The organism is Enterococcus sp. HMSC076E04, from assembly GCF_001814285.1.
GTDB lineage: Bacteria > Bacillota > Bacilli > Lactobacillales > Enterococcaceae > Enterococcus_B > Enterococcus_B lactis.
In genome coordinates this window covers 65030-77929 of sequence record NZ_KV815628.1, presented here as the reverse complement: position 1 = coordinate 77929, position 12900 = coordinate 65030, and the positions used below count along the sequence as shown (strand labels likewise).

The following is a 12900-nucleotide window of genomic DNA, read 5'->3' as shown; positions in this document are numbered from 1 at the left end:
AGGGGTTATTCTTTTACCTCATGAAAAACGAGATGTAAAATATGGATGTACCCATTTTTGTGAAAGGACGTGAATGATTCATGCTTTGTCAAAACTGCGGCAAGAATGAGGCAACGATTCACTTGTATGCCACTGTCAATGGTCAGCGGACACAACTTGATTATTGTCAGAGCTGTTATCAAAAAATCAAAAATCAGCAAAATGGAGGTCTAACTAGTATGGCCCAAAACGACCCATTTGGATTTGGCAGTTTGGACGATCTTTTCCGTTCCATGTCTCGCCAAATGCAACAGCAAGGAAACTATGAGCAAACACCGCCAACACAATTTGGTGGAAACAACAACTTCAATGGTGGACAACCACCTCAAGGAAATACGGAAGGTTTACTAGGAGAATACGGAATCAACATCACTGAACAAGCTCGACAAGGGGATATCGACCCTGTGATCGGTCGTGATGATGAAATCAAACGTGTCATCGAAATTTTAAATCGCCGAACTAAGAACAACCCTGTCTTGATTGGTGAACCTGGTGTTGGTAAAACAGCAGTTGTTGAAGGGTTAGCACAAAAAATCGTAGATGGCGATGTCCCACAAAAATTAATGGACAAAGAAGTCATTCGTTTAGATGTCGTATCCTTAGTCCAAGGTACTGGTATACGAGGTCAATTTGAAGAACGTATGCAAAAATTGATTGAAGAAATTCGTCAAGCAGAAAATGTGATCCTATTTATAGATGAAGTGCATGAAATCGTCGGCGCTGGTTCCGCAGGCGACGGAAACATGGATGCTGGTAATATTTTAAAACCTGCTTTAGCTCGAGGAGAATTGCAGATGGTTGGTGCTACTACCTTAAACGAGTACCGCATCATCGAAAAAGATGCTGCCTTAGAGCGTCGTATGCAACCGGTACGAGTAGATGAACCAACTGTCGAAGAAACGATCAGTATCTTGAAAGGACTGCAAAAACGTTATGAAGACTATCATCATGTAAAATATACTGATGAAGCCATCGAAGCAGCCGCAACTTTATCCAATCGTTACGTCCAAGATCGCTTCTTGCCGGATAAAGCCATCGATTTGCTAGATGAAACAGGTTCTAAGAAAAATTTAACGATCCAAATCGTTGATCCTAAAACGATTGAGAAAAAACTGCAAGAAGCGGAAGAACAAAAAGTTCTTGCTTCTCGAGAAGAAGATTTCGAAAAAGCGGCTTATTACCGTGACCAGATCAACAAACTTCAAAAAATGAAAGAACGCCAGCTCACTGAAGAAGAAACACCTGTCATCACCGAAAAAGATATGGAAAAAATCGTTGAACAACGAACAGGTATTCCAGTGGGTGAATTAAAAGAAAAAGAACAGACACAATTGAAAAACTTAGCAGATGACTTGAAGGCTCATGTCATTGGTCAAGATAACGCTGTAGACCGTGTAGCGAAAGCGATTCGCCGAAACCGTGTTGGATTGAACAAACAGAATCGTCCAATTGGCTCCTTCTTATTTGTCGGACCAACCGGTGTAGGTAAAACAGAACTTGCCAAACAGCTTGCCTATGAATTATTCGGTTCACAAGATTCAATGATTCGTTTCGATATGTCTGAATATATGGAAAAACACAGTGTCTCTAAATTGATTGGTTCTCCTCCAGGTTATGTTGGATACGAAGAAGCTGGTCAATTAACAGAAAAAGTTCGGAGAAATCCTTACAGTCTTGTCTTATTAGATGAAGTTGAAAAAGCTCATCCAGATGTTTTGCACATGTTCTTGCAAATCTTAGATGATGGCCGATTGACGGACGCACAAGGAAGAACCGTCAGCTTTAAAGATACGATCATCATTATGACAAGTAATGCCGGTACTGGTAAAGTAGAAGCAAATGTTGGCTTTGGTGCGGCACGTGAAGGTGTTACTCGTTCGGTATTAAATCAATTGAATAATTACTTTACACCAGAGTTTCTAAATCGTTTTGACGGAATCATCGAATTCAGTGCTTTGTCAAAAGAAAACTTGATGACCATCGTTACACTGATGCTAGACGATGTCAATCAAATGCTGGCAGCACAGCAACTTCATATCGAAGTTCCTACGAATGTCAAAGAAAAATTAGTTGACTTAGGTTATGATCCATCCATGGGTGCTCGTCCCCTTCGACGAACAATCCAAGAACAAATCGAAGATGGCATCGCTGAATTTTACCTTGACCACCCTTCTATTCACGAGCTGAAAGCAAAATTGGATAAGGATGGAAAAATCATCGTGACTTCTAAACCAGAACGTTTAGCAAAAGAATCAACCGAAGAAACGGCTGAGTAAACCTAGTATGTATATAGAGGCTGGGACAGAAGCGTTTAACTCCAAGAAATAAGAGGTAATTCACGAAAATTGCTTTTCAAATCTTTGTGAATTTCAGCTTATTTCCGAAGGAGTTGCTTCTGCTTCCGCCGTTTATACGTGTTTAGAGCGTGAGACAAAAGTGTTATTTACTTTTGTCCCACGCTCTCTTTTTTCAGAAAAGTCAAAATACTGTTCATTTTATAAAAAAGAAATTATAATAAGAGAAACAAGCAATTAAAAATACATAAAAGAGGTGAGCGCCATGAAATTGGTAAATGTAACAAACAGCCATTCCCGTCTTGTATTGAACCAGCTTGAAAACACTGATGCCCATCTGGTCAAAGTCTACACAGCCGGAAATACCACTATTGTCTACACTGAAGCCCCTGAACATAATGAAATTTTGTTAATCAATGATAAACGTAAAATCCAGCCGAAAGAAATCGAAGAAGCTAAAAATTATTTCTTGGATAAAATCAAAGATGCTGTTTACCACGAGGATGAAATCAAAGTAATCGAATTGGCCGGGCTTGTTGAAATCTCTATTCCAAAACACGAATTAGGCGCGACGTTAGCCGTTTAATCAACTTTTTGAACATAATTAAAGAAGCAAATGAGACGATTCACGCCTCATTTGTTTCTTTTGCTTTCTGGCTCTTTATTTTTTTACGCTTCTTTTGTGTCTTTCTCTTTTCATTTTTTGATCTACTCGTATCTTTATTTTTTACTTTTTCTTCTTTCTGGATGATTGATCGCACTTCTTGTGCAATCTGCTCGTTTTTGTCCCAGTCTTTTACATCCAACAATCGACATAATCGTAACATTTCTGCTTTTTTCTGTTTTTTTCTTTGACGCCTTTGCCATTCTGTTTCCATTTCACAAATCCTCCTCTCTTTAATAGTATGTACGCAAAGTAATTTTTATATTTTTTTAGATTAGATATTTTTTATAGTTTTAAACGATAAAAAGAACCGTAACGGAAAATCCGTCACGGCTATCAACAAAGTATAAGAATGTATTTTCAAAATTTTTATTTGCACTTGAAACTGAGTGGCAGACTCATGGTTTCTTGGTAAACGGTATTCAACCAAATCCAAAACAGGAGAAGCTGTTTTTGTTTGGCTTTCCTTATTACTTGATGCAACGCAATTTTTTTACAACCTCTTTACATCAAACTTTTTAATTTTACATTAGGATATTTATCCGCAAACCACCGTTCTGCGAATTGGTTTTCAAATAAGAACAACGGCTGATCAAAACGATCACGCGCTAAGATATTACGGCTTGAACTCATCTTCTCATCCAAATCTTCCGGATCAATCCAGCGAGCAATTTTGTGCCCCATCGGAGACATGATGACTTCTGCATTGTACTCATTTAACATACGATATTGGAATACTTCGAATTGCAGCTGACCAACAGCCCCAATGATATATTCTTCCGTTAGATATGTTTTATAAAGCTGAATCGCTCCTTCTTGAACCAATTGATAGATTCCTTTATGGAAGGATTTTTGTTTCATGACATTTTTAGCAGTCACTTTCATGAACAGCTCTGGAGTAAATGAAGGAAGTTCTTCATAAGCAACTTTTAGTTTGCCTTCGAACAATGTATCCCCAATCTGATAATTACCAGTATCATATACACCGATAATATCACCTGCTACTGCTTTTTCGACATTCTCTCTCGAATCTGCCATAAATTGCGTAACATTGCTTAATTTCAATTTTTTATTTGTACGTTCTAACCAGACATCCATTCCTCGCTCGAATGTTCCAGAACAGATTCGGACAAAAGCGATTCGGTCACGATGGGCTGGGTTCATATTTGCTTGTATCTTGAATACGAAACCTGAAAATTCTTCTTCATAAGGGCTTACCATCTGATCATCTTGTGTTTTATGCCCATAAGGAGCTGGTGCTAATTCAACGAAAGTTTCTAAAAAAGTCTGTACACCGAAATTAGTTAATGCAGAACCAAAAAATACTGGTGTCTGATCGCCACGAGCAATTTTTTCTTGATTAAATGCATCTCCAGCTTCTTTAAGTAGTTCTACTTCTTCTAAAACTTGTTCATATAAGGAATTTTCAGTTAAAGGATGATTATCAGGAAGCAGACCATCTTCATCCAATTCTACTAAACGTTCTCCTTGATAATTTTCCGGACGATAAAACTCTACACGATTATGGTAAATATCATAAAGACCTTCTAAACCTTTTCCCATACCAATTGGCCAATTCATCGGATAAGACTCGATATCTAACAACTCTTCTAATTCTTCTAACAGTTCTAATGGTTCGCGACCATCACGATCTAGTTTGTTGATAAAAGTAAAAATCGGGATGCCACGTTTTTTAACCACTTGAAACAATTTCTTTGTCTGTGCTTCGATCCCTTTGGCACTGTCGATTACCATGACCGCACTATCCACGGCCATCAAAGTACGGTAAGTATCTTCAGAAAAATCTTCATGTCCTGGCGTGTCCAAGATATTTACTCGTTTTCCTTGATAATCAAACTGCATAACAGAACTAGTGACAGATATTCCACGTTGTTTCTCGATTTCCATCCAGTCTGATTTGGCAAAATTACCTGTTTTCTTTCCTTTTACAGTTCCAGCTTGACGGATAGCTCCACCAAACAATAGTAATTGTTCTGTAATCGTTGTTTTCCCCGCATCCGGATGGGAAATGATCGCAAATGTTCTGCGATTGTCCACTTGCTGCTTTAATTCTGGATTATTCATAACCTAACTCCATTTCTTCCATTCAATTATTTATCTTTTTCTAGACAGATTGTCTGTTCTCTTAAGGAAAGACAATTTCATATAGGGCTGTGACAAAAGCCGTGTCGCCGTCCCTTTTTCCGAGTAAACGGTGTTTAAAAGCTTGCATCGGTAATAATCCCCACCAACCCAAAAACAGGAGAAGCTGTTTTTGCTTGGCTGTTATTATTACTTGATACAGGACAGCTTTTTTACAACCTCTGTTAACTACTACAACTGAATCAGTATAGCATGGATTCAGCGAATGAAAAAGCCACCAAATCATAAGAGTCAAATATTTTTGTCAGCTGACTAAAGAAAAGACATGTTGCTTGTTTATTCAAGCAACACGTCTTTCTTTTATAACCAAGTTTCCAATTATCTTCTTGGTTCGTCATCTTCGAATTCTTTTCTGAAGTATCTGCGTTCTTCTTCAGGTTCCGCTTCTGTTTCTTCCGGATCATGAAAAATGACACGGATTTTAAGGATTCGAGAACCTTCCATTTCTTCAGAAACCAGCGTAATATTATCGACATCAAACGATAACTTTTCTCCTTCATCCGGAATCATGCCTAATGCTGTAATCAAATAACCAGCCATCGTGTCTACATCACTCATATGCAAATCACTGTCAAAAGCTTCATTGAATTCATCAATCAGCATTCGTCCTTGGATAATATATTCGTGTTCATCGATTTTTTCATAAAGATTCTCAACTTCATCTGATTCATCATCGATTTCTCCGACGATTTCTTCTAAAAGATCTTCTAATGTTGCTAAACCAACGACACCGCCATATTCATCCAATAAAATAGCCATTTGATTCTGTGTCTTTTTCATTTCATATAATAGATCATCAATAAAGACCGTTTCAGGAACGAATAAAGGCTCCTGCATGATTTTTTTGATATCTAAATGATCAAAGCCAAATTTATGGGCTGCTTTTAGTAAATTCTTTGTATGAAGGATTCCAACTACCTTATCTTTGTCCTCATTATAGACAGGAATTCTTGAATAGTTTTCCGATAAAACTTTATTCACATTTTCTTCCACAGTGTCATTGATATCAATCATAAATGCATCCGTTCGTGGGACCATTACTTCTCGGGCAACTTTCGTATCAAGAGAAAAAACCCCTTGGAGCATTTCCAATTCTTCGTTGTTCAATACGCCTTCGTTTTCAAGCATATAACGCATTTCATCTCTGGTCATTTTTGAATCTTCATCATCAAAGGTCATCGGTGTGATACGTGCCAACAAACTTGTGGAAGCAGAAAGCAACCAGACAAAGGGCTTAGCTACTACGCCGATCAAGCGTATCAGCCCTGAAGTGAACTTTGCGACTTCTTCTGATTTATTTAAAGCAATACGTTTAGGGTACAATTCTCCAAAAACAATCGATACATAGGTCAAAATAGCCAGCACAATGATATTTGCAATATTTTTTGCTGCTGTACCGCCACCTAATACCGGAGCTAACCGTTCCGATAAAGTATTCGCTAGTGACGCACCAGACAAAATGTTGACCAAAGTGATTCCTACTTGGATTGTCGATAGGAAATTATTTGGATTCTGCAATATTTTTAAAAGCTTTTGAGATTTCACATCTCCTTCATCAGCTTTTTGCTCGATTCGATTCTTATTGATCGAAACAACAGCAATTTCGGAAGCTGCTAAAAAAGCATTGATCAATGTCAAAACGATCAATAATAAAATCTGCGCTAACAGCGACTGACTCTCAGGGTCAGCATTCATAATCGCATTCTCTCCTTATAAAATTAATTTTTAGTTTACGATAGAAAAAAACGTGGCACTATAGCCACGTTAAAATGGTATCACAAAGCAATTTTCTTTGCAATAAAAACAAGTGTACTAAAACTATCTACGAGGTCGTAGCAATTTTTTTCTTGTTTTCATTTTGTTTATCTTCCTTGATGATTTTGATTATATAGGAAATGATTGTCTTGCAGATTGCATAAAAAGGAACACCTAAGAAGATACCAAGCAATCCGGCAATGTTTCCTGCTACTAGAAGGACGATAATAATCGTTAATGGATGGATCTTCAGTGATTTCCCAATTACATTCGGATAAATGATGTTTCCATCTAACTGTTGGACGATTAGTACAACTAAACAACAAAGTAATGCTTTTATCGGATCGTTGAAGATCGTCACTAAAAATGCAGGTGCTAGCCCTAGATAAGGTCCTAAATATGGTATCAGGTTCGTCAATCCTGCAATGACCCCAAACAAGAAAGCATAATCTACACCGATGATCATATATCCTAAAAATGTAAAAGTGCCGACGAATAGACATTCAATTGCTTGTCCACTAATATAATTAGCTAATGTTTTATTCAGCTGTCCCAATAATTCCACAATTTGATTTCTTCTTTTCTCTGGGAAAAACTGTTGGATGTTTGGCACTAGTTTTTCGCCATCTTTCAACATATAGAACAAGATGAAGGGTGCCGTAATGATCACTACGGTTGCCGAAGCAATCGTTCCAACGATCGAACCTAAACTGTTGGAAACGCCACTAAGGAATTGTTGGATGATCGTCCCGTAAGAAATATCTAATTGTTCAAAATATTTATTGATATCAACTTCCTTGAACACAGGCAATTCGGCAACCTCTTTTAACCAATTTTCGACCTGTTTGATAAAATCAGGCATATTGGATGCCAATGAGGAAATTTGCTGTACTAGACTTGGAATGACACTGAGTAAAATCCAAATAATTGCTGCAACTAAAAGGAGCAGCACAATTGCGACAGCCCATATTCTTTTGATTTTTGCTTTCATCAGCAGCTTGACGATAGGATTCAGCAAATAGTAAAGAAAGCCTGCAATCAGTACGGGTGCAAATAACGTGGAAAAAAATGTCCCGATCGGTTCAAAAATAAAATTTATTTCTGATGAAATCATGATTAGTGCAGCTATGATCAATAATTCAAGCGACCAAAACATTAGTTTAGACTGTCTAAGTTTTTCAAACAATAGATTTCCTCCTTTCTTTCTTCCTAGTATATATTATATTCGCTAAAAATTCTTTTATTCTTTTTTTATTTTTGAAAACTTTCCATACTTTTTATTTATTTTATTTTCCAGTATACTATACGAAAGGAAGGTGGCTAGACCATGAAAGTTGTACAAACAAAAGATACAATGAGCGATATTTACTTAGATGCTGTAAGAATCAGACATCAAGTCTTTGTAGTCGAACAAGGTGTCCCTTTGTCTCGAGAAATAGATAAAGATGAAGCACATTGCATCCATTTCGTCTTGTACTCAGATAAAAAAGAACCGCAAGGAACTGTACGTCTTTTGCCTTTAGAAAACGGAAAAATGAAATTACAGCGAATGGCGATTCTTTCTGAATACAGACACCAAGGCTTAGGTAAGCTATTGATTGAAGAAGCAGAAACCTTTGCTAAGAATCAAGGCTATAATACGATTTTATTAGGAGCGCAGTCTACAGCGGAAGCTTTTTACGAAAAGCTTGGTTACATAGCTTACGGTGAGCCTTTTGAAGACGCTGGCATGCCTCACATTTATATGAAAAAGACTTTATAAAAAATTTTTCGAAAAAAAAAACAAAAAAACAGCAAGCTTTTGAGAAAGATTTCTCACTGGCTTACTGTTCTTTTTTGCGTTTACTTACGCGACAATTGCTTGTAACGGTCATACCAAATATCAATATAGCCTTCTGAGAACGGGCCATCTCCATTATTGATCCAGTCAACCAGAATCTTCACATTTTCTTTTAGGATGAAGTCAATATCGTTCGGGTAATTCATCATTTTGCTGTGCATCTCGTACTCATCGACATCCAATAGTCGTTTCTCGCCGTCAGGAAACACCTTGATATCCAAGTCATAGTCGATATATTTCAAGGCCTCATCGTCCAGCAAAAAAGGTGAAGCTAGATTACAATAATAGGAAACCCCCTTTTCTCTGATCATTGCTATTACATTGAACCAGTATTTTTTATGAAAATACACAATCGCTGGTTCGCGCGTTACCCATCGGCGTCCGTCAGATTCAGTGACTAATGTGTGATCATTCACGCCGATCATAGAGTGTTCGCTTGTTTTCAATACCATGGTATCTCGCCACGTTCGATGCAATCTGCCGTCGTGCTTGTAACTTTGGATCGTCACAAACTCTCCTTCTTTTGGAACTCCCATAGCAACCCTTCCTTAAGCAGCATTTTGTGCTTTGTGTTTGGGTGTTCATTACACCGACATCATAATTATTATATCAATAAAAATGAGCTTTGCCTAGAAAGGATTCCTATTGTTTCGATTTTTCTCCAACTGTTCCACTAGTTTCATTTGTACCTTCGGAAAAACGACTGAATCAAATGCAGCAGGCTTCAACCACTTCGAAGTTTTGTTCTCGGTAAATTCTTGTTCTGCTTCCTCGGTTGCCCGTCCGTAAAAAAGGAGGACATGCCATTTCAGATGACTAAAGACATGAGTAACTTCTCCTAAATGACGTGTCTGCCAAATAAAAAGTTCCTGCTTTTCAAAGGGAAGCTCTTTTCCGTCTTCTGCTACTAGATCATCAAACAAATCGACTTCCCGTTTTGCTTCCCATCCTTTTTTCAATCGCTCGTACTCCTCTTGTGTCACTTCCACCATTGGAAATGTCCACATATTCGCTAGCAGTTTTTGGCTATCTCTTTCTTCAAAATAATACGCTCCAGAATGATTTTGAAGAGCCGCACTGATATAATAAACGTCTTTTGGCTTTGCTTTTTTTGTTTTTACAGGAAAGCTCGTTTGGATCCCTCGTTTGTTGGCTAAACAAAAGGCTTGGATCGGACAAGCTTCACACTTTGGAGAAGTTGGTGTACAGATAGCTGAGCCTAGATCCATCATTGCTTGGTTGAATTCACCTGGATACGTTTCATCAATGATTTTCCGCATCGCTTCATCAAAGATTTTCCTGCTGGAAGCTTTGGCGATATCTGCTTCAATGCAAAACAATCTGCTTACTACTCGCATCACGTTACCGTCAACTGCAGGTTCTGGAAGTCCAAATGCTATACTTGCTATCGCTCCTGTCGTATAGGGGCCTATCCCTTTCAATGAGCTGATTTCTTCAGGCGTTTGCGGCATTTTTCCGTCAAATTCAGACATGATCTGTTTAGCAGCTGCTTGGATGTTTCGGGCTCTTGAGTAATAACCAAGCCCCTCCCAAGCTTTTAAAAGCTTTTCTTCTGGAGCAGTTGCCAATTCTTCAATTGTAGGAAACCATTCCATGAAGCGATAGAAATAATCGATCACTGTATCTACTCTGGTCTGCTGGAGCATGATTTCAGAGATCCAGATACGATAAGGATCCCGATTGTAGCGCCATGGCAGGTTTCTTTTTTCTTGTTCATACCATTGAATGAACTGATCTTGAAATTCTTTTGTTTCTTCGTCTGTCCATTTTTCCCATTCTTTATTCACTTTCCTCTTCCTTTTCCGTAATGAATCGCTGGATCATATCCAAATCAAATCCTTTTTGATATAAGCTTTGTTTTACTTTTAGGTTTCTTTTTTTAGGTTCAAATCTTGAATTTCTTCGCCATAGTTTATCCCCTTGTTTGACTAAATAATCATATTCTGTTTCCTGGTCTACTTCTTGCGGAAGATCAGCCATCGCTTGTTGGATCACTTCTTGAGAAAAACCTTTTGTCATCAGAGTTTGTTGGATTTTCCGCAATAATTCTTTTTGGCTTTTCCCATGATTTTTTCCAAATATTTTTTCAGCCGTTTGACGTGCATTTTGAACTTGGTCTTCAACTGTATACTGGTCGAGCGCCTGTTCAATAATCTCTGGTTTTAATCCTTTTTGCTGCATTTGCTGTGACAATTTTTTTGGACCTTTGTCACTTAAGCGCATATTCGTGCGCACATAACTTTCCCCATAGACCAAATCATTGACAAGATCCAATTCTTTTAAGCGGGCTACGATTTTATTTCGATCTTCTTGAAGGATTTCCTTTTCTTTTAAGTATGTTCGGATTTCTTTTTCCGACCGTAACTGATAGCTTAAGTAATTCATTGCTAGCTGAAATCCGAAATCAGCTCCACTGCTCTTCTTGATCTCTTGGATAGTTTCTTCGTCTAATTCCCGTCCTTTTAACAAACGATAGCGTACTAATACATCTTCAGATACTTGTAAAGCTTCTCCTTCAGATAAATCTACGCGATAGAAAGGGCCTTTGCCTTTACTGATTCTCGTAACGGTTAACATAAACATCCTCCTCGAACATATATTCTCTATCATACCATAGAAAATCCCCGTAATCAGGTATTATATGTTAGAATAAACCACAGAAAAAAGAAAAAGGGAGATACTTATGGCAGAAACAATTGTCAAAAATGGACAAACGGTTCCTTTGAAAATCAAGCGTTTAGGCATAAATGGCGAAGGAATTGGTTATTTCAAACGATTGATTATATTTGTTCCGTATGCACTACCAAAAGAAGAAGTACTAGTCAAAATCACGAAAGCAACTCCTCGTTATGCAGAAGGAGAATTAATAAAAGTCAAAAAGCCAAGCAAAGATCGCGTAGTGGCGCCATGTCCTGTTTATTATGAATGCGGTGGCTGTCAATTACAACACTTAGCCTATCAAGCACAATTGGATTTTAAAAAGGATCTACTCTTGCAAGCATTGGAAAAATTCAAACCAGCAGGCTTTCGATCCTACCAGTTGTTACCGACGATTGGGATGGATGATCCATGGCATTATAGAAACAAAGCACAATTTCAATTACGAAAAAATAAACAAACGCAAAAGGCCGAAGCTGGTTTATATGAAGCAAACTCGCATCAGTTAGTTCCTATAACAGACTGTTTGGTACAAGAACCCCGAACACAAAAAGTGATGAATACTGTTGTTCAACTATTGAATAAATTTGATGCACCCATCTATGATGAACGGACAAACAGTGGTATTTTCCGCACGATCATGGTCAGAGTCGGTGTCAAAACTGGAGAGCTGCAAGTCGTTTTTATTACTCGCAGTAAAAAATTCCCACAAAAAAACGCAATGATTCGTGAGATCAATGAACGCCTGCCCGAAGTTGTTTCGATCATGCAAAATGTCCAAGCACAAAAAACATCTCTCGTGATGGGGGATGAAACGATCCACGTATGGGGAAAAGAAGCCATTGAAGAACAAATCAATGAAGTGACTTTCGATCTTTCTCCTCGCGCCTTCTTTCAGTTGAATCCTCAGCAGACCGAACTGCTTTATGGTGAAGGAATCAAAGCATTAGATGCCCAGCCTGATGAAACAATCGTAGATGCTTATTGCGGAGTTGGTACGATTGGTTTAAGTGTAGCAAAAAAGGTCAAAGAAGTCCGAGGAATGGATACCGTTCCTCAAGCAATCGCTGATGCAAAAAGAAATGCGGAAAGATTAGGGTATCACAACACTCGATATGAAGTCGGTACAGCCGAACAAGTTCTACCTAAATGGTTGAATGAAGGTTTTCAGCCAGATGGTATCATCGTAGATCCGCCACGTACGGGTTTGGATAACGCATTGATTCAATCGTTACTGAAATTTCCACCAAAAAAACTTGTTTATATCTCCTGTAACGTTTCTACACTTGCCAGAGATCTGGTTCATTTAAGTAAAAAGTTCAATGTTGAATATTTACAGTCTGTTGATATGTTTCCTCAGACTGCACGTTGTGAAGTCGTCGTGAAGATGACGAGACTTGCTGATTAAATGAGAGAAGGCGTGAGCCTGCCATTCAGCTCCGAGTCACAAGGAACAATTTCAAAAA

11 protein-coding genes are annotated in these 12900 nt (G+C 38.1%); 4 read left to right on the top strand and 7 right to left on the bottom strand.

The features are described 5' to 3' along the window. The first annotated feature begins 80 nt into the window (after nucleotides 1-80). Together HMPREF2961_RS11630 and HMPREF2961_RS11625 are read left to right on the top strand one after the other, a co-directional pair. Nucleotides 81-2315 carry an ATP-dependent Clp protease ATP-binding subunit gene (locus HMPREF2961_RS11630; protein WP_002315291.1) on the top strand — a complete coding sequence of 745 codons (2235 nt, stop codon included), beginning with the start codon at nucleotides 81-83 and terminating at the stop codon, nucleotides 2313-2315. A gap of 283 nt (nucleotides 2316-2598) precedes the next feature. Continuing rightward, the gene (locus tag HMPREF2961_RS11625; protein ID WP_002315292.1) at nucleotides 2599-2919 is read left to right on the top strand and encodes a DUF1827 family protein; all 321 of its coding nucleotides are present in this window, start codon (nucleotides 2599-2601) and stop codon (nucleotides 2917-2919) included. A 40-nt stretch (nucleotides 2920-2959) separates the two neighbouring features. On the opposite strand, the gene HMPREF2961_RS11620 is transcribed toward HMPREF2961_RS11625, so the two are convergent. The 4 genes from HMPREF2961_RS11620 to HMPREF2961_RS11600 all read right to left on the bottom strand — a co-directional run bounded on the left by HMPREF2961_RS11620 (nucleotide 2960) and on the right by HMPREF2961_RS11600 (nucleotide 8101). Beyond that, nucleotides 2960-3211 (bottom strand): hypothetical protein, encoded by a 252-nt coding sequence (locus HMPREF2961_RS11620; protein ID WP_002315293.1) that lies wholly within the window; start codon nucleotides 3209-3211, stop codon nucleotides 2960-2962. A 290-nt stretch (nucleotides 3212-3501) separates the two neighbouring features. Then, nucleotides 3502-5082, bottom strand: a complete 1581-nt coding sequence (locus HMPREF2961_RS11615; protein WP_002343012.1) for a peptide chain release factor 3 — start codon at nucleotides 5080-5082, stop codon at nucleotides 3502-3504. A 396-nt stretch (nucleotides 5083-5478) separates the two neighbouring features. After that, on the bottom strand, nucleotides 5479-6855 hold the full coding sequence (locus tag HMPREF2961_RS11605) for a hemolysin family protein (RefSeq protein ID WP_002310348.1): 1377 nt from the start codon (nucleotides 6853-6855) through the stop codon (nucleotides 5479-5481). A 127-nt stretch (nucleotides 6856-6982) separates the two neighbouring features. After that, the gene (locus HMPREF2961_RS11600) at nucleotides 6983-8101 is read right to left on the bottom strand and encodes an AI-2E family transporter (protein ID WP_002315297.1); all 1119 of its coding nucleotides are present in this window, start codon (nucleotides 8099-8101) and stop codon (nucleotides 6983-6985) included. A 141-nt stretch (nucleotides 8102-8242) separates the two neighbouring features. On the opposite strand from HMPREF2961_RS11600, the gene HMPREF2961_RS11595 reads away from it, so the two are divergent. Next, nucleotides 8243-8677, top strand: a complete 435-nt coding sequence (locus tag HMPREF2961_RS11595; protein ID WP_002315298.1) for a GNAT family N-acetyltransferase — start codon at nucleotides 8243-8245, stop codon at nucleotides 8675-8677. Nucleotides 8678-8757: 80 nt separating this feature from the next. Here HMPREF2961_RS11595 and HMPREF2961_RS11590 read toward each other — a convergent pair whose 3' ends face one another. From HMPREF2961_RS11590 to recX, 3 genes are all read right to left on the bottom strand, one after another. Continuing rightward, nucleotides 8758-9291, bottom strand: coding sequence for a nucleoside tri-diphosphate phosphatase (locus tag HMPREF2961_RS11590; protein WP_002310342.1), 534 nt, complete (start codon nucleotides 9289-9291; stop codon nucleotides 8758-8760). 93 nt (nucleotides 9292-9384) lie between these two features. Further along, nucleotides 9385-10563, bottom strand: a complete 1179-nt coding sequence (gene mutY / locus HMPREF2961_RS11585; RefSeq protein WP_002315299.1) for an A/G-specific adenine glycosylase — start codon at nucleotides 10561-10563, stop codon at nucleotides 9385-9387. Then, the gene (gene recX / locus HMPREF2961_RS11580) at nucleotides 10556-11353 is read right to left on the bottom strand and encodes a recombination regulator RecX (RefSeq protein WP_025477265.1); all 798 of its coding nucleotides are present in this window, start codon (nucleotides 11351-11353) and stop codon (nucleotides 10556-10558) included. Before recX ends, mutY begins: the two co-directional genes overlap by 8 nt. A 106-nt stretch (nucleotides 11354-11459) precedes the next feature. On the opposite strand from recX, the gene rlmD reads away from it, so the two are divergent. Next, on the top strand, nucleotides 11460-12842 hold the full coding sequence (gene rlmD, locus HMPREF2961_RS11575) for a 23S rRNA (uracil(1939)-C(5))-methyltransferase RlmD (RefSeq protein ID WP_002315301.1): 1383 nt from the start codon (nucleotides 11460-11462) through the stop codon (nucleotides 12840-12842). Nucleotides 12843-12900: the final 58 nt, after the last annotated feature.

What these genes read in the sequence shown, in the direction of transcription:
- HMPREF2961_RS11630 (WP_002315291.1), top strand. Translation starts at nt 81, where the DNA reads ATGCTTTGTCAAAACTGCGGCAAGAATGAGGCAACGATTCACTTGTAT.
- HMPREF2961_RS11625 (WP_002315292.1), top strand. Translation starts at nt 2,599, where the DNA reads ATGAAATTGGTAAATGTAACAAACAGCCATTCCCGTCTTGTATTGAAC.
- HMPREF2961_RS11620 (WP_002315293.1), bottom strand. Translation starts at nt 3,211, where the DNA reads ATGGAAACAGAATGGCAAAGGCGTCAAAGAAAAAAACAGAAAAAAGCA.
- HMPREF2961_RS11615 (WP_002343012.1), bottom strand. Translation starts at nt 5,082, where the DNA reads ATGAATAATCCAGAATTAAAGCAGCAAGTGGACAATCGCAGAACATTT.
- HMPREF2961_RS11605 (WP_002310348.1), bottom strand. Translation starts at nt 6,855, where the DNA reads ATGAATGCTGACCCTGAGAGTCAGTCGCTGTTAGCGCAGATTTTATTA.
- HMPREF2961_RS11595 (WP_002315298.1), top strand. Translation starts at nt 8,243, where the DNA reads ATGAAAGTTGTACAAACAAAAGATACAATGAGCGATATTTACTTAGAT.
- HMPREF2961_RS11590 (WP_002310342.1), bottom strand. Translation starts at nt 9,291, where the DNA reads ATGGGAGTTCCAAAAGAAGGAGAGTTTGTGACGATCCAAAGTTACAAG.
- recX (WP_025477265.1), bottom strand. Translation starts at nt 11,353, where the DNA reads ATGTTAACCGTTACGAGAATCAGTAAAGGCAAAGGCCCTTTCTATCGC.
- rlmD (WP_002315301.1), top strand. Translation starts at nt 11,460, where the DNA reads ATGGCAGAAACAATTGTCAAAAATGGACAAACGGTTCCTTTGAAAATC.